Origin of the sequence: Comamonas kerstersii (assembly GCF_002056725.1) — a bacterium.
GTDB classification, from domain to species: Bacteria; Pseudomonadota; Gammaproteobacteria; order Burkholderiales; family Burkholderiaceae_C; genus Comamonas; species Comamonas kerstersii.
Window position 1 is genome coordinate 2,777,381 of the sequence record NZ_CP020121.1, and the last position, 15,009, is coordinate 2,792,389.

The window sequence follows — 15,009 nt, forward strand, 5'->3', positions numbered from 1 at the left end:
ACGAGACTGCAGCATGCAACTGCAGTCTGTGCCCCCTGACAACTGTCACGGAGCTTTTCAGGTGTTGAGCAATGCGCTGTCAAACGCAGGCAGGGCCGGAACCGCAGAAGTCTCATCAGCAGGGGCGCGTACCTCCGTGCGGAGGGGCTGCACATTGCCTTGAGGTGCGTTTTGCAGGCGCCACATCAGGTTGGTGGGTGAGTCTGCGTTGGCCAAGCCTTCACTGCGCTCAATTGTGCCATTAGTGATGAGGCGCGCGATGTCTTCTTCAAAGGTCTGAGAGCCTTCGGCCATGGAATTTTCCATGTTGTCGCGCACACCGGAGAAGTCACCTTTCTCAATCAGCTCAGACACCAGTTTGGTGTTGAGCAGTACCTCAGTGGCTGGAACGCGTGAGCCAGTGGTCGTGCGCAGCAGGCGCTGGGTAATGATGGCTTTGAGGGATGAAGCCAGATCGCCCAGCATGGTGGCACGTACCTCTACGGGGTAGAAGCTCAGAATGCGGTTGAGTGCATGGTAGGAGTTGTTGCCGTGCAGGGTGGTCAGCACCAGGTGGCCAGACTGGGAGTAGGCAATGGCGGCAGACATGGTCTCGCGGTCGCGGATTTCGCCGATCAGAATCACGTCCGGTGCCTGGCGCAGCGCGTTTTTGAGCGCAGTCTGCAGTGACTGGGTGTCAGAGCCCACTTCACGCTGGTTGACGATGGAGCGCTTGTTTTTGAACTGAAATTCAATCGGGTCCTCAATCGTGAGGATATGGCCCGTTTTCTGTTCATTGCGGCTGTCGATCATCGCAGCCAGCGTGGTGCTCTTGCCCGAACCTGTTGCCCCGACGACCAGAATCAATCCGCGCTTTTCCAGCACCAGTTGCTCCAGAATGGAAGGCAGCTGCAGGTCATGCAGTTTGGGGATTTGCTGGGAGATAAAGCGAATCACTACGGCAGTGGTGCCGCGCTGGCGCATGGCGCTGATACGAAAACGGCCTACGCCTTGCAGCGGAACGGCGATATTGAGCTCACCTGTTTCCTGCAGGGTTTCCATGTCTTGCGGTTTGACGACTTCGGCCAGCAAGGCGCGCGGGGTGTCTGGACTGAGCAGCTGGTTGTTGATGGGTACGCAGACACCATCAATCTTGATCAGTGCTGGCGAGCTTGCAGACAGATAAATGTCCGAAGCTTTTTTCTCCGCCATCAAGCGTAGCAAGCGCTCCATCATGCCCATAGGTTTTCCCTCGCCTCATTGTTGTGTGAAACCAGAATGCCCCTGAGTGTGCAACAAAAAAACCAAGAAAAACGCCTAGGACATACCTAGGCGTTTGAGTCGTATCAAGAGCGCAATGCGGCGCGTCTATCAGTCACGCAGCAGGTCGTTCAGGCTGGTGGTGGAGCGTGTCTTGGCATCCACCGTCTTGACGATGATGGCTGCGTACATGGAGTAGTCCTTGCCGTCCTTGGTCTTCTTGGGCAGGTTGCCCGAGACCACCACGGAGCCCGCAGGTACGCGGCCGTAGCTGATTTCGCCGGTTTCGCGATTGAAGATAGGGGTGGACTGGCCGATGTACACGCCCATGGAGATCACGGAGTTTTCTTCCACGATCACGCCTTCCACGATTTCCGAGCGCGCACCAATGAAGCAGTTGTCTTCAATGATGGTGGGGTTGGCCTGCAGGGGCTCGAGCACGCCGCCCAGGCCCACGCCGCCGGACAGGTGCACGTTCTTGCCGACCTGGGCGCAGGAGCCCACGGTGGCCCAGGTGTCCACCATCGTGCCTTCATCCACATAGGCGCCGATGTTCACATAGGAAGGCATCAGGATGGCGCCCTTGGCGATGAAGGAGCCGCGGCGAGCCACGGCAGGAGGCACCACGCGCACGCCGGTGGCGGCGATGTCAGCCTCGCTCATGCCTTCGTACTTGGTAGGAACCTTGTCGAAGAAATTCAGGTCGCCTGCCTGCATCAGCTTGTTGTCATTCAGACGGAAAGACAGCAGCACGGCTTTCTTGAGCCACTGGTGCACGGTCCACTGACCGACAGCTTCACGGCTGGCGACGCGCAACTTACCGTTGTTCAGTGCGTTCAAGGCGAAGTCCACGGCTTCCACCACTTCCTTGGGGGCCGACTTGGCAGAAATTTCTGCGCGGTTGTCCCAGGCGGAGTCGATGATTTGTTGCAGTTGTTGGGTCATGGTCTATTTCAGTTTCTTTTGAATAAAGTCAGCGATGCGCTGCGCGGCTTCCACACACTCTGCAGTCTCTGCCACCAGAGCCAGACGCACGCGCTGCGCACCAGGGTTGTACCCATGCACGTTTCGTGCCAGATAGCTGCCTGGGAGCACGGTGACATTCGTGGATTCCAGCAGCTCGCGGGCGAACTCCGTGTCGCTCATGCCCAGTGCATCAGGAATGCGTGGCCACAAGTAAAAGCTGGCATCTGGTAGGCGCACGTCCATGACAGGCTCCAGAATAGGCATGACCGCCGCGAACTTTTCGCGGTACATGGCGCGGTTTTCCTGCACATGGGCTTCGTCCGACCATGCGGCCATCGACGCATGCTGGATAGGCAGGCCCATGGCGCCTCCGTGGTAGGTGCGGTAGAGCAGGAAAGATTTCAGCAGCTGGGCATCACCCGCCACAAAGCCGCTGCGCAGACCGGGCACGTTGGAGCGCTTGGACAGGCTGGTAAAAGCCACGATGTTGCGGTAGTCGGTGCGCCCCAGTTTGACAGCGGCTTCCAGGCCACCCAGCGGCGGCTTATCGCGGAAATAGATTTCGCTATAGCACTCGTCTGAGGCAATCACAAAACCGTACCTGTCAGACAGGTCAAACAGCTTTTGCCATTCATCCAGCGGCATGACCGCACCCGTGGGGTTGCCGGGCGAGCATACATAGATCAGCTGCGTCTTGATCCAGACATCGGCAGGCACGCTGTCCCAGTCCACGGCAAAGTTACGCGCCGGGTCGCTCGGCACAAAGCAGGGCTGGGCACCGGCCAGCAGGGTGGCCCCTTCATAGATTTGATAGAAGGGATTGGGGCACAGCACGGTAGCGCCGGGCTGGGTGGGGTCAATGATGGTCTGGGCAAATGAGAACAGCGCCTCGCGCGAACCATTGACAGGCAAGATCTGCGTGGCGGCATCCACGGCAATGCCATAGCGGCGCTGCAGCCAGTGGCTGCAGGCCTGGCGCAGTTCCATGGAACCCGCCGTGGCAGGGTAGCTGGCAAGCCCGTCCAGATGGGCGGTCAGCTGCTCGGTAAGAAAGTGGGGCGTGGCATGGCGAGGCTCACCAATACCCAGGCTGATGGGTCTCAGATGCGAGGGAAGGGTGACCCCCGCAAACAGTTGACGCAGCCGTTCAAATGGATAAGGCTGTAAGTGTTGGAGCAGGGGATTCATGATCCGCACATTATGGGATATCAATACAAGCGCTCATGCGCTTCATGCGTAAATTTGCATTCTAAATGCAAAAAAAGCATGAATGCAGCATTGGCTTGCTTGAGGATTACGTGCCCGGCTAGGAAAACTCCCGAGGCAGCGCCAGCACCATGGGATTACAAACTTTGGGGTCAATACCAATCAAAGGCGAGGGCGGAGATGCTGTGGATCTTGAGGCGCTGCAAGCTGGCAGGAAAACTGGGCTGTGTAGCTGTGAGTGGGCTGGCGGCCATGGCTGCCTTATGGGCAACGGCGGTTTTTTCACAGGACGTGGCGCTGCAAGGCGCGGTGGCTGCGGCAGGTGGATTGCTCTTCCTGTTTGTGCTCTATAGCGTCTATCGCAATTTTTCGTATGAGGTGGCACGTCTGCTCAAGGCCATGGACAAGGCGGCGCATGGCGATCTGACCCACCGCATCACAGCCAGCAGCAAGGATGAACTCGGCGAGATGGCACGTCTGCTGGACAGCATGGTGGTGGCGCTGTCCAGCATGGTGGCGGAAATTCGCAGCAATGCCGCACTGGTGACACAGGCCGGGCATGCACTCACGCAGGATAACCAGGCCCTGGCGGAGCGTACCGAGCTGCAGGCCAGCAATGTGACGCAGACCGTGGTGAGCGTGGAGCAGGTGACCGCTGTGGTGCAGAACAATGCCGAGGCGGCTGTGGCGGCAGACCGATACACCACCCAGCTGCGCCAGGTCGTGGAGCAGGGCAGCGGTGTCATGGAACAGGCGGTGCACTCTGTGGAAGCGATTGAGCGCAGCGCAGACCGTATGTCCGAGATCATTGCCGTGATTGATGGCATCGCCTTTCAGACGAATATCCTCGCCCTCAATGCGGCGGTGGAAGCAGCGCGCGCAGGAGAGCAGGGGCGGGGTTTTGCCGTGGTGGCCTCTGAAGTGCGCAGCCTGGCACAGCGCTCCTCCGAGGCAGCGCGGGAGATCCGGCATCTGATTCAGGACTCCATAGAGCAGGTGGCCAGCAGTACCCGGCTGATTCGCCAGGCAGGCGCTGGCATGCAACAGGTGGCCCAGGGCATTCGCCAGGTCGCGGGTCATGTGGAGGCCATATCCGGCTCAGGGCAGGCGCAGGACATGGGGCTGGCGCAGATCCAGCAGGCCGTGCATGGCATTGACCGTGTCACGCAGGAAAACGCGCAAATGGTACGCAGTGTGGTGCAGGAGGCACAGGCGCTGGAGCAGCGTGCCGAGACCCTGTCGCGGGTGGTGGAGCGCTTTCGCCTGCAGCAGGGCACGGCAGTAGAGGCCGAAGCACTGGTGCAGCGCGCCGTGGCTTTGCGGCGCCTGGGCATGCCGCTGCAGCAGTACTGGGAGGCCCTGTCAGACCCGCAGCAGCCCTTCCATGACCGGGACATGTATGTCTTTGTGCTTGATGCCAGTGGCCGCTACCTGGCCTTTGGAGGCCATCCCGAGAAATGCGGTAGCCGCGTGCAGGATGTGTCTGGCGTAGATGGCGATGCCCTGCTGGCAGCCATCGTGGCGCAGGCCGAACAGGGCGCTGGCTGGGTGGAGTACGACATTACCAATCCCACGACAGGCAAAGTGCAGACCAAGATGTCCTACGTGTGCAAGCAGGATGGGGTGTACCTGGGCTGCGGGGTCTACAAGAGCTTTGTGGGAGATGGCGCGCCGCAGAGCCAGGCACAGGCAGCCACCCCGCGCCAGAAGCTTCCATCAGTTGCTCTTGCGTAGCTGGCGTGCCTTGGCCAGCGCCGCAGCAATGGCGGCCTTTTTGTCAGGCACGACTTCAGGGACAGGCGCGGCAGCCTGGGCGTTGGGCGCAGTAACCGTTGGCTGGCTGCGTGCCAGACGCTGCTGGTGGTCGTGGTAGCGCTGGCGGGCGTGCTCGGCCTGCTGGGCAGACCAGGCGTCCCAGCCGGTGCGCTCGCCACTGACGACGTCCAGAGAAATACAGTCCACAGGGCAGACAGGAATACACAGTTCACAGCCTGTGCAGTGCTGCGGGATCACGCTGTGCATGCGCTTGTTCGCACCCAGAATGGCATCGGTCGGGCAGGCCTTGATGCACAGCGTGCAGCCTATGCACCAGTCTTCGTCAATGCGCGCTACGGTCAGCGGCCCTTCAATGCCAAATTTGTGGTTGAGCGGCTCAGCGGGGCGGCCGGTAATGGCGGCCAGGCGGGCAATGCCTTCTTGGCCACCGGGCGGGCACTGGTTGATGGGCGCGCCTTCGCTGGCAATGGCTTGGGCATAGCTGGCGCAATCAGGGTAGCCGCAGCGCTGGCATTGCGTCTGTGGCAGGGCAGCATCAATGGAAAAAGCCAGTCCTGTCAGGGCTGGCTTGGTAGGTGTCTCAGGCATGCAGTTTTCAGCAACGACCGTGGCGGCACAGGCAGTCCCGCGCCGGTGGATGGGGCTTGTAAGAGGCCAGAGTGTCGCGCAAATCAGCGTGGTATGTCAGCTTCGGCCACATATTCCCCTTGCTGCAGGGGATCGGGCCTGTCAGTGGAGGCAGGCTGGTGGGCATAGATAAAGCCGCGCACCTTGGGGTAGACCATGTCGCGCCAGCGGCGACCGCTGAAGATGCCGTAGTGCCCCGCGCCGATCACGTCATAGCGCAGCCGCATATCGTTGGGAATGCCTGCACACAGGTCGTGGGCGGCGTGGGTCTGGCCGGAGCCGGAGATATCGTCCAGCTCCCCTTCAATCGTAAAGAGCGCCGTGGTCTTGATGTCTTCAGGCTTGACGCGCTCGATCGTGCCATCGGGTGCGCGCACCTCCCAGGTGCCGTTGACCAGCTTGAACTCCTGGAACACGGTTTCAATCGTCTCCAGATAGTAGTGGGCATCCATGTCGAGTACGGCGTTGTATTCGTCGTAGAACTTGCGGTGCTGCTCGGCGCTGGCGTCGTCTCCCTGAACCAGGTTCTTGAAATAGTCGTAGTGGCTGCTGGCGTGGCGGTTGGGGTTCATGGCCACAAAGCCTGCGTACTGCAAAAAGCCGGGGTAGACGCGCCGGCCTGCGCCGGGGTAATTGCTGGGCACGCGATAGATCACATTGTTTTCGAACCACTCAAAGCTGCGCTGTGTGGCCAGATCATTGACGGCGGTGGGTGAGCGGCGTGCATCAATGGGGCCGCCCATCATGGTCATGGACAGCGGGGTGGTCTCGCCACGGCTGGCCATCAGCGAAATGGCGGCCAGCACAGGCACCGTGGGCTGGCAGACGCTGATAACGTGGCAGTTGCCGTACTGTTTTTGCAGATAGCGGATGAAGTCCTGCACGTAGTTGATGTAGTCGTCCAGGTGGAAGTCACCTTCTTCCAGTGGCACCTGGCGTGCGTTTTTCCAGTCCGTGATAAAGACTTTGTGGTCGCTGAGCAGGCTTTTCACGGTGTCGCGCAGCAAGGTGGCGTAGTGCCCGGACAGGGGGGCGACTACCAGAACGGGCGGATGCTGCAGTAAGGCATCCAGCGTTGCCGGATCGTCCGAGAAACGCTTGAAGCGGCGCAACTCACAAAACGGCTTATCGATTTCGACGCGCTCCAAAATCGTGACATTGACGCCATGGACAGGCACGGACTGAATGTCGAACTGCGGCTTTTCATAGCCTTTGCCCAAGCGGTAAAACAGATCAAAACCAGCCACCATGCGCTGCGAAAAAGGCATCTGCGACAGCGGCAGCAAGGGGTTGCTGTAGAGCTTGGACGTAGCCTGAACGAAGTCGGCAAAGGGTTCAATCAGCGCACGCTGGGTTTCATAGATCTGGTAGAGCATAGTGAGGCCCACTGCTAAATGTTGCAGTGCAATATAAAGCACGGGCGGTCACTTTGGAACTCTCAATTTCTGCAGATGCAGTCGCTGCGGTGACAGGCTGTCTGTAGGTGTACACCATGCCGCTTGGGAAGGTATAAAAAATAATAGCTGCCAGCGCATGTTTTATAAGAATTTCAAATACTTACCTATCTGAAATGCTTCATTTGCAAGCGCTGGCAGCTATGTTTTTAGAGGACTTTGAGCCCTTCAGCGGGATTTACTGGGCTTCAGCGGTCGATGGCTTGGTGTTGGCAATGGCCGAGACTTCGCTGGCGGGCAGATGCTTGAGGCGGTGGTCGCTCCACACCTGACGCCAGCGGCGCGCACCGGGCAGACCGTGGCGCAGGCCGAGCATGTGGCGTGCAATGGCATACCAGTGCGTATCGTGCTCGCGCGCTTCACGTTCCATGTATTCAACCATGGCGCGTTCCACATCCATGTGGGTCAGCTCTGAAGGTGGCGCGCCAAAATACAGCTCATCCCAGCGGGAGAGCCACCAGGGGTTGTGATAGGCCTCGCGGCCAATCATCACGCCATCAACGGCCTGCAGTTGCTGCTGCACCACTTCGTCGGTCTTGATGCCGCCGTTGATGGCAATCGTCAGATGCGGAAATTCGCGCTTGAGCTGGGCCACGATTTCATAGCGCAGCGGTGGAATGTCGCGGTTTTCCTTGGGCGACAGGCCCTGTAGCCAGGCGTTGCGTGCATGCACGATAAAGGTGTCGCACCCTGCTTCAGCCACCGTGCCCACAAAGTCACGCACAAAGTCGTAGCTCTCAATCTTGTCGATGCCAATGCGGTGTTTGACGGTCACTGGCACATCGACCACATCACGCATGGCCTTGACGCAGTCGGCCACCAGCGGGGCTTCATTCATCAGGCAGGCACCGAAGGCACCGCGCTGCACGCGCTCACTGGGGCAGCCGCAGTTGAGGTTGATCTCGTCATAGCCCCAGTCCTGGCCAATCTTGGCGGCCTTGGCCAGATCGGCAGGCTCACTGCCGCCCAGCTGCAGGGCAACGGGGTGCTCTTCCTCATTGAAGCGCAGATGGCGTGCCACATCGCCGTGGATGAGGGCGCCCGTGGTGATCATCTCGGTATAGAGCAGGGTGTGCTTGCTCAGCAGACGGTGCAGGTAGCGGCAATGTCGGTCGGTCCAATCCAGCATCGGCGCAACGCTCATGCGTGGATAAGACTTAACTTCTTGATTTGTATTGGTTTCTTTGGAATTCATTGGCATTTTTGGCGGTCTGTAGCACCGTCTGTAGCACCCCAAAAAACGCCAAAAAACCCCGTTTTCAGCACTGCAGTGCTACAGTGAGTGCTACGGATGAGGCTTGTAGCACTGGACACTATGGGAACCATATCGGCAAGGAAGCGTGCGGATGGATCTACCGCATACACGGCACAGATTCGCCTTAAAGAGCAGGGCGTTATTGTGCACACAGAAGCACAGACCTTCACGAAGAAGGCTTTGGCGCAGGCCTGGCTAAAGCGTCGAGAAGCAGTGCTTCAGGAAGCGCGAGCAATGGGGGCGCTTCCAAAAGAAAAAATTACGGTTGGTCAACTGCTGGATGCATATGTTCAGCAGTCCAAAGGGATCACTGAGTGGGGGCGTTCCAAGAAGGCCGACATCACACGGCTGCGGGCATCTGGCCTGGCAGACAAAGATGCGCGCTTCCTCTCGGCAATGGACCTGATTGAGTACGCAAAGGGGCGCCGCCTCAATGACGGTGCTGGTCCGGCCACAGTGCTCAACGACATCATCTGGCTGCGGCAAGCCTTCTTGTCAGGTGCGACGCTGTTTGACGTCAAACAGCCGCTTGTGGCTGTAGACGCGGCAAAAGCAGAGCTCTTGCGCACCAAGCTCATTGCCAAGCCCGTGCAGCGCAAGCGTCGGCTCGCTGCTGAAGAAGAACAGAAACTGCTGGAGTATTTTGGGAGCCGTGACGCCCGTGCTCGCATCCCAATGCAGGACATTTTCAGGTTTGCGCTGTTGACTGCACGGCGTCAGGAAGAAGTCTGCCGCATGAAATGGGCAGACATAGACTTTGAAAAGGGGACGGGCTGGCTGGATGACGTGAAGCATCCAACGCAGAAAAAAGGGAACAGGCGTGAGTTTCGTGTTCTGAAACCGGCCATGGAAATCATCCTGGCACAGCCCAGAACGGCAGAGGAAGTATTTCCGTACAACCCAAAGAGCGTAGGGGCTGCTTTCACGCGGGCATGCCACTACCTGGAGATTGAAGGGCTGCATTTTCATGACTTGCGGCACGAGGCCACCAGCCGCTTGTTTGAAAAGGGGTACAGCATTCAAGAGGTAGCGCAGTTCACATTGCATGAATCCTGGTCATCCCTCAAACGCTATACCCACCTGAGGCCTGAGAACGTGCCTGAGCGTTAAGCACGCATCTTCAGCCAATCGTTTTCGGCCTCTTTCTTCTTCAGGTCAATATAGTCAGCCAGCTTCTTGGCATCCACTAACCAAGGGCTGCGCTGGCCTCCCAGCTTGTACGCAGGCACTGGCAGATCCTGCAGGCATGCGCGTTCATTGGCCTTCTTGGGCTCCATGCCAAAGAAGTCCTTGCAGATTTTCTCCAGCGGGATGTTCACATCGCCAAATTTGGCAAGCAATGCAAAGTGTGTATGGCTCATGATTCTTCAGGCTGATAGTCACCCTTGCGGGCTTGGGTCATGAAAAAGCCCCGCTCACTGGCGGGGCTGGGGTTCATCAAAGTCTGGCCAAGGCGCTCGCTTGTCGCGGCGCTGGCGCTTGCGGCGTGAGGTCATCCGGTGTTCCATTTCATGTGATTGCGTCCAAAGACAATCCAAAGGGCCATATTCATGGGCAGCATTCCCCAAGTGGCTGAAGCGCAGATCCATGCCAGCCTGGGCGCAGTTCAGACAGCGTGTTAAAGACTTCCGTAAAGAACTGCGTGAGGTTGGCATGGCTGTGCTCACGGGCGCAATGGGGGCAGTTGTTGCTCATGGCATCTCCAGATGAAAGAGAGTGAGATAAAGAGATACCGGGGAACGTGATAAATCGGGACATTGTGGGATTGGCCGGAATTTATCGAAACCCGGTGTTGAAACTCTCTTTCCCCTATTGAAACACGCAGGCGGGCGAATTTTTTTGGTTCAGCTGTGAAAAAGGTCACGGTTCCGTGCGTCGGAAGCCTTTTTCAGTCGGTCGCGGATGTTGCGGATCAGCCGGTGCATGTGGATCTGGGTGAGGCCGTACTGCTGGGCCAGCTCGGCATGGTTGTACCCGTTGAAAGCAGCGTAGATTTCGGAGTCGCGCTGGCTCAAGCGCCAACGGTAATCTTTGGGGATGTTGATAAGTTGGCCACCCCAGTGGGTGGCCAGGTGGTCGGTGAGCGCACTAGCCACCATTTCCGCGGCTGGCTCTGGCAGATATGCTGTCAGCTCCTTTTTGGCGACGTCCTGCATATCCGCCAGAAACTCATGCCTGCGGTGTGCCATGTGGGAATCGCGGTCTGTGAACTTGGACATCGTCCGTTGCTGCGCTATGTAGTGGGAAAGGTCGCCCCACGGCGATGCGCAAATTGTCCCAGACAAAATTATGCGAATCAAACCCGACGCCAGGCGTTAGATCGCGGCTGAATGCTGCCTGCGCGTGCTCGAGCTGCTGCTCGGTGAGCGCGCCTTTTTGGTACAGCCCGCGCACTTCGGCTTTCAGCTGGTCGATCGCCTGCGGCAGAAAGCGCATGGCCCACTTCTTGAGAGTTTCGATGACGATTTCAGCGCGGTCGCGGCTTTTGGCGCCAGCAGCTGTGGAGTACTTGCGGGTGCCATGTGCCCAGTGCAGGTCGTCCACCTTGGCCACGCGCTTGACGTACGCCGCCAGTGCGGCCTCTGATGGGTCTTTGACCGCGCTCAGTTCATACAGCAGCAGCCACAGGGCGCGGATTTTGCGGGCGTCCGGGTTGTCGGCCTGCTTGCGGTCGGCGCGCGCGCGGCGCACCTTGAAGCCCTGGGATTTCAGATAGGTGAGCACCTTGTCGATCTGGCCATTGGTCATGGCAGACAGTGACTCGGTGCCGCCCTGGGCCTGCAGGATGGCACGATAAGTCGGCTCGTCCAGCCCCAGTTCGCGGCGGGCCACATGCACGAGCTTGATCATGCCATTGCGGTATGCCTTGGCCTTGTCTTGTGCGTTGTTAATGGCATCGACTGTCTTCATAGGTCTAAGTGGCGAAGTGCTTGTAAAAACCCCCAGCTGGTTGGGCCAAGCTGGGGGGTATCTATTAGTTAGCGTTGACAAATGGCTGCGGCTCTTTGACCGTAATGCCATCACGCGGTCGCCGTGGCTTGATAGAGGCTATCCAGCGGCTAAATGCAGCGTGCTTGTCATGCAGCCCCTCTGCCTCTGACATGCCGGGCACTATGTGCTTGAAAGCATCTTCTCCGTAGCCTCGGCGAGCCTTTGCCGCAATGAAGGGTCTGAATGAATAGGCGGGACCGCTGCCAATTTCTGCCCATACCCGGTTTTCTTCCGGGGGCAGTTGAGTGCCAAAAGCGATCAGCCCGGACGGATAGCACCACGCCACAATTGGTGTCATGTCGTAGAAAGATTTGCAGCCGCATCGAGGGCATACCGTTTCAATAACCCCATTGATCCGCTTGCAAGGCTGGTCCACGCGGTCAGCCTCCGTATGTATAAAACGGCAGCGGCAGCACTTTACAGGTCGGTCTAACGCGCTCATACCACCGCCAAATCCAGTGCGATCGGCTTATATGTGCCGGTCTGGTCATCGCGCTCGTAAAAGCGCACATAGGGTTTGGAGCCAACGGTCTGCATGCTGTCCGCAATGGCCTGCATGGCGAGCTGCCATTCCTCGTCATGGATATCCAGGCGACGCAGGCCGAGCACGCGGCCCGTGCTGATGTTGCCTTCGCGGTCGGCCTGGAAAGCATGGTTCACCAGAGCGCGGATGTTGTCGTTGGCGCCTTCGGACCAGCGCGCGACACACTTGTCGATCAGCGCTTTGGCAGCCTGCAGCTGCTCGCTGAACGTAATGCGCTCTTGCATCTGGCGCACCACCTTGAATTTGCCGTCATAGCTGTACAAGGTCACATTGCCCTTGTCGCCGCCGGTTTTCACGCCGTACTGCTCGACGCTGGTTTCCACCAGAGCGCTTACTTCAGTCAGCGCGTGCAGCTTGAACTGCTTGAGCGTGCTGCTGGCCGCGTGGGCCTGTTCGACCAGGCTGCGCACCAGCTGGTCGCGCAGCTTGTCGATCGGCTTGACCTTGTCTTCCGGCACCAGGGCACCCTGCGCGTTTTTCCAGTAGCCAGGAATGGTTTCAGGAATATTTTGGTTCATGGTTTGTCGTTCCTTTATTGCAAGGCAGTGGGTAAATCGGTGGGGAATTGGTGTGCGTCGTGCTGAGGGTTTGCATAGGGCGCTGAGATCAGCTCCCCGGCATACGAAGCCATGGCAAAGCCGATCTCACGTTGTGCGTCGACAGGCATGGAACGCACATGAAAAAGGTGCAACGTGATCAATGCGTGCAGGATCACGGGCGTGCAGATCGTGCGTCCCTTGAGGGTTGCGGCCATTTCCCTGGCCAGCGCTGCGCCCATTTGCTCCAGTTCCAGCACAGATGCGGGGGTTCGGTTGTCGATATCCATGTGTCACCTCATCAAAAGCCGCGGCTGGGGCATGCCATGAAATCCATTGCACCTGGGCGCGCCGGCGCCGACACTGGCGGGGTCCAGACCGGGGCCGACATCAAATTGACGCGGCGCGGCTGGGCCGCGTCGGCAGACGGCGGGCGCACCACGTCACGCGGGCGGCCGCGCTTGCTCGTTGTGATGCCCAGATCGGGCAGCTTGGTGCGTGCGTCCGGGTGCAGCTGCCACACTGTCTCGCCGGTGGGCGACTTGCCGCGTTCGACCCACCAGTTGCTGGCCAGCTTTCGCAGGCGCAGCGACATATCGCACGCTGTGTGCCCTTGGAAGCGCAGCAGCAGCGCTTCCATGGTGCGAGGGCCGTTTTCAGCCAGGTACTGGATCAGCAGGCGATTGGCCTGGCCCATCTTGATTCCGCTCATGGTCGACCTCCAGTGGTTGCAGTTAAACGGGGCCTTGGCAGCGTCTCTGCATCGCTTTCTTTCACGCCAAGGCAGATGGAATAGCCGACGCGCATGCCGGCCATGTGGGACGCTTCCAGCTGCGCCGAGCTAGGCGGCCGGCCGACGACGTGCACCAGGGCGGCCAGCGTGGCCAGCAACCCGATGCCCAGCCACAGCACCAGGTACGCCAGGGGGTGCACGCGACGAGATTTGCGGCAGCTGTTCATGCGACCTCCAAGCGGCGCGGCACAGCGGCCAGCACCATTTCGTCATCAAAGGCCCGGTACACCATGTCGATGGCCTGCCAGTCACTGGCAAAAAGGCCAGAGAGCACGCCACGGCGGCCATCGTCGAACGTGATCAGCACTTGATAACGGCGCATGTCAGTCTCCCCCGCGAATGGCCGCCATCACCAGCTCATCCGTGACCTTGGGCGCACCGATTTGCACGGCGGCATTCATGGCGCGGGTCAGCAGGTTGTTGATCGCCAGCGGATAGCACAGGGACTGCACCGTGCCCTGGCGTGCGCCGAAGGTTTCGCGCACATGGCGGCGCAACACGGTGCGGATGGCATCGACCGCACCAGGCTCGATGATCTTTTCCGCGTCCATGCCCACACGCTTGAACTTGAAAGCCAGGTAGTCGCCCACGTTGTTGTCCAGCGGCGGCAGCGTCACCAGCTCGCAGCGCTGCACCACCTCCCGCACTTCCGGACTTTGTTCACTGAGCTTGCGTGCCAGCTCGGGCTGTCCGATCAGGATGATGGATAGCAGCTTTTTGAAGCCGTCCTCCAGCTCGTAAAAGCGCTTCATGGCCTTGAGCGTTGGCACGGCCAGATCGTGTGCCTCTTCGATGATCAGCACATGCTTGTTGCCCACACGGGCGCTCTCGCGCAAGATGCTGTGCATCTGCTCGGTCCGGCGCTCGTGGCTGAGTCGGGGAGACACACTGGGGGCCAGGTTGCGGATCACTGCGGCAGTGATATCGCTTGCCAGCAGCGGGCGCCCGGCCTTGCTGGTGGCGCTCATGCCCACCACGTAGGGCTCGATCACGATCACAGGCTCACCGCTGGCCGCGATCCACGCCAGCAAGTCCTTGCGGATCGTGCTTTTGCCCGAGCCGGACTCGCCTGTCACAGCCAGCATGCCGCCGTGCTGTGCGGTCTGGCGTACTGCGGCGCGCACATACCGGATATCGTCACTCAGGAAGACATCGTCGGGGCCGCACATCTCGTTCACAAAAGAGTCCCGTACAATTTTGAAGTGCTGGCGGGTCTCGGGGGCCAGGCGTTGGTGTCGCAAAAGCATCGTCAAGTCCTCATCAAAAGTGGCCTTCTGGCCGGGGGAAACAGGGGCCGCTGCAGCGTTGCCGCGCTGCAGTGGCTCACCTCCGTTAAGAGATTCGCGGGGGCCGTGTACGCGCTCGAACGCAATTTCCAGCTGCTGTGCGGTGGCGCCGTTCTCGAGCAGAAAGCGCTTGATATGGGGCGCCAGCACCTCGTAGCCCATGCTCGGACGGCGGGGCCAGCTGTCGTAGCGGCAAATCAGGCACACGGTGGCCGATGAAATGGGCAGCTTGAGCTGCTTGCGCAGGTACTTGGCCAGCGCAGCCTGGGTCGTGCACAGGTCTTTCAGGATCTGGTGCAAGTGCAGCTGCAGCAGGTCGGTTTCTTGGTTCATCAT

General features: G+C 59.4%; 18 protein-coding genes. 2 read left to right on the forward strand and 16 right to left on the reverse strand.

The features are described from left to right. Positions 1–57 precede the first annotated feature (57 nt). From B5M06_RS13065 to dapC, 3 genes are all read right to left on the reverse strand, one after another. On the reverse strand, positions 58–1,221 hold the full coding sequence (locus B5M06_RS13065) for a PilT/PilU family type 4a pilus ATPase (RefSeq protein ID WP_054066336.1): 1,164 nt from the start codon (positions 1,219–1,221) through the stop codon (positions 58–60). Between the two features lie 129 nt (positions 1,222–1,350). Continuing rightward, entirely contained in the window at positions 1,351–2,184 is an 834-nt protein-coding gene (gene dapD, locus B5M06_RS13070) for a 2,3,4,5-tetrahydropyridine-2,6-dicarboxylate N-succinyltransferase (protein ID WP_054066337.1), read from the reverse strand. A 3-nt stretch (positions 2,185–2,187) separates the two neighbouring features. Continuing rightward, on the reverse strand, positions 2,188–3,393 hold the full coding sequence (gene dapC, locus B5M06_RS13075; RefSeq protein ID WP_054066338.1) for a succinyldiaminopimelate transaminase: 1,206 nt from the start codon (positions 3,391–3,393) through the stop codon (positions 2,188–2,190). A 198-nt stretch (positions 3,394–3,591) separates the two neighbouring features. Between dapC and B5M06_RS13080 the strand changes: the two genes are divergently transcribed. Then, positions 3,592–5,145, forward strand: a complete 1,554-nt coding sequence (locus B5M06_RS13080; protein ID WP_080025240.1) for a methyl-accepting chemotaxis protein — start codon at positions 3,592–3,594, stop codon at positions 5,143–5,145. On the opposite strand, the gene B5M06_RS13085 is transcribed toward B5M06_RS13080, so the two are convergent. The 3 genes from B5M06_RS13085 to dusA all read right to left on the reverse strand — a co-directional run bounded on the left by B5M06_RS13085 (position 5,128) and on the right by dusA (position 8,463). Continuing rightward, positions 5,128–5,775: an RnfABCDGE type electron transport complex subunit B gene (locus tag B5M06_RS13085; protein WP_054066339.1), complete on the reverse strand. Its 648-nt coding sequence runs from the start codon at positions 5,773–5,775 to the stop codon at positions 5,128–5,130. The two genes, B5M06_RS13080 and B5M06_RS13085, sit on opposite strands and share 18 nt — an antisense overlap. Before the next feature lie 83 nt (positions 5,776–5,858). Then, positions 5,859–7,190: a polyhydroxyalkanoate depolymerase gene (locus B5M06_RS13090; protein ID WP_054066340.1), complete on the reverse strand. Its 1,332-nt coding sequence runs from the start codon at positions 7,188–7,190 to the stop codon at positions 5,859–5,861. A 256-nt stretch (positions 7,191–7,446) separates the two neighbouring features. After that, positions 7,447–8,463, reverse strand: a complete 1,017-nt coding sequence (dusA, locus tag B5M06_RS13095; protein WP_080025375.1) for a tRNA dihydrouridine(20/20a) synthase DusA — start codon at positions 8,461–8,463, stop codon at positions 7,447–7,449. Between the two features lie 120 nt (positions 8,464–8,583). Here dusA and B5M06_RS13100 point away from each other — a divergent pair, with 120 nt between their 5' ends. Beyond that, positions 8,584–9,633 (forward strand): site-specific integrase, encoded by a 1,050-nt coding sequence (locus B5M06_RS13100; protein WP_054066371.1) that lies wholly within the window; start codon positions 8,584–8,586, stop codon positions 9,631–9,633. Here the strand turns inward: B5M06_RS13100 and B5M06_RS13105 are convergent. From B5M06_RS13105 to B5M06_RS13140, 10 genes are all read right to left on the reverse strand, one after another. Further along, the gene (locus B5M06_RS13105) at positions 9,630–9,884 is read right to left on the reverse strand and encodes a pyocin activator PrtN family protein (RefSeq protein ID WP_054066342.1); all 255 of its coding nucleotides are present in this window, start codon (positions 9,882–9,884) and stop codon (positions 9,630–9,632) included. The two genes, B5M06_RS13100 and B5M06_RS13105, sit on opposite strands and share 4 nt — an antisense overlap. A 483-nt stretch (positions 9,885–10,367) precedes the next feature. Beyond that, a complete protein-coding gene (locus tag B5M06_RS13110; protein WP_080025241.1) occupies positions 10,368–10,742 on the reverse strand; it encodes a Mor transcription activator family protein in 375 nt (124 codons plus the stop codon). Then, positions 10,693–11,433 carry a gp16 family protein gene (locus B5M06_RS13115; RefSeq protein WP_054066344.1) on the reverse strand — a complete coding sequence of 247 codons (741 nt, stop codon included), beginning with the start codon at positions 11,431–11,433 and terminating at the stop codon, positions 10,693–10,695. Before B5M06_RS13115 ends, B5M06_RS13110 begins: the two co-directional genes overlap by 50 nt. 64 nt (positions 11,434–11,497) lie before the next feature. Beyond that, positions 11,498–11,812: a hypothetical protein gene (locus tag B5M06_RS16870; protein ID WP_162781734.1), complete on the reverse strand. Its 315-nt coding sequence runs from the start codon at positions 11,810–11,812 to the stop codon at positions 11,498–11,500. Positions 11,813–11,952: 140 nt separating this feature from the next. After that, positions 11,953–12,576 carry a DUF3164 family protein gene (locus B5M06_RS13120; RefSeq protein WP_054066345.1) on the reverse strand — a complete coding sequence of 208 codons (624 nt, stop codon included), beginning with the start codon at positions 12,574–12,576 and terminating at the stop codon, positions 11,953–11,955. Positions 12,577–12,590: 14 nt separating this feature from the next. Then, positions 12,591–12,884 (reverse strand): hypothetical protein, encoded by a 294-nt coding sequence (locus B5M06_RS13125; protein ID WP_054066346.1) that lies wholly within the window; start codon positions 12,882–12,884, stop codon positions 12,591–12,593. An 11-nt stretch (positions 12,885–12,895) separates the two neighbouring features. Further along, positions 12,896–13,306, reverse strand: coding sequence for a hypothetical protein (locus B5M06_RS13130; RefSeq protein WP_054066347.1), 411 nt, complete (start codon positions 13,304–13,306; stop codon positions 12,896–12,898). After that, on the reverse strand, positions 13,303–13,554 hold the full coding sequence (locus tag B5M06_RS13135) for a hypothetical protein (RefSeq protein ID WP_054066348.1): 252 nt from the start codon (positions 13,552–13,554) through the stop codon (positions 13,303–13,305). Before B5M06_RS13135 ends, B5M06_RS13130 begins: the two co-directional genes overlap by 4 nt. Further along, positions 13,551–13,709: a hypothetical protein gene (locus B5M06_RS17060; protein WP_162777410.1), complete on the reverse strand. Its 159-nt coding sequence runs from the start codon at positions 13,707–13,709 to the stop codon at positions 13,551–13,553. Before B5M06_RS17060 ends, B5M06_RS13135 begins: the two co-directional genes overlap by 4 nt. A gap of 1 nt (position 13,710) precedes the next feature. Next, complete coding sequence (locus tag B5M06_RS13140) at positions 13,711–15,006, reverse strand: ExeA family protein (RefSeq protein WP_162777411.1); 1,296 nt, start codon at positions 15,004–15,006, stop codon at positions 13,711–13,713. Positions 15,007–15,009: the final 3 nt, after the last annotated feature.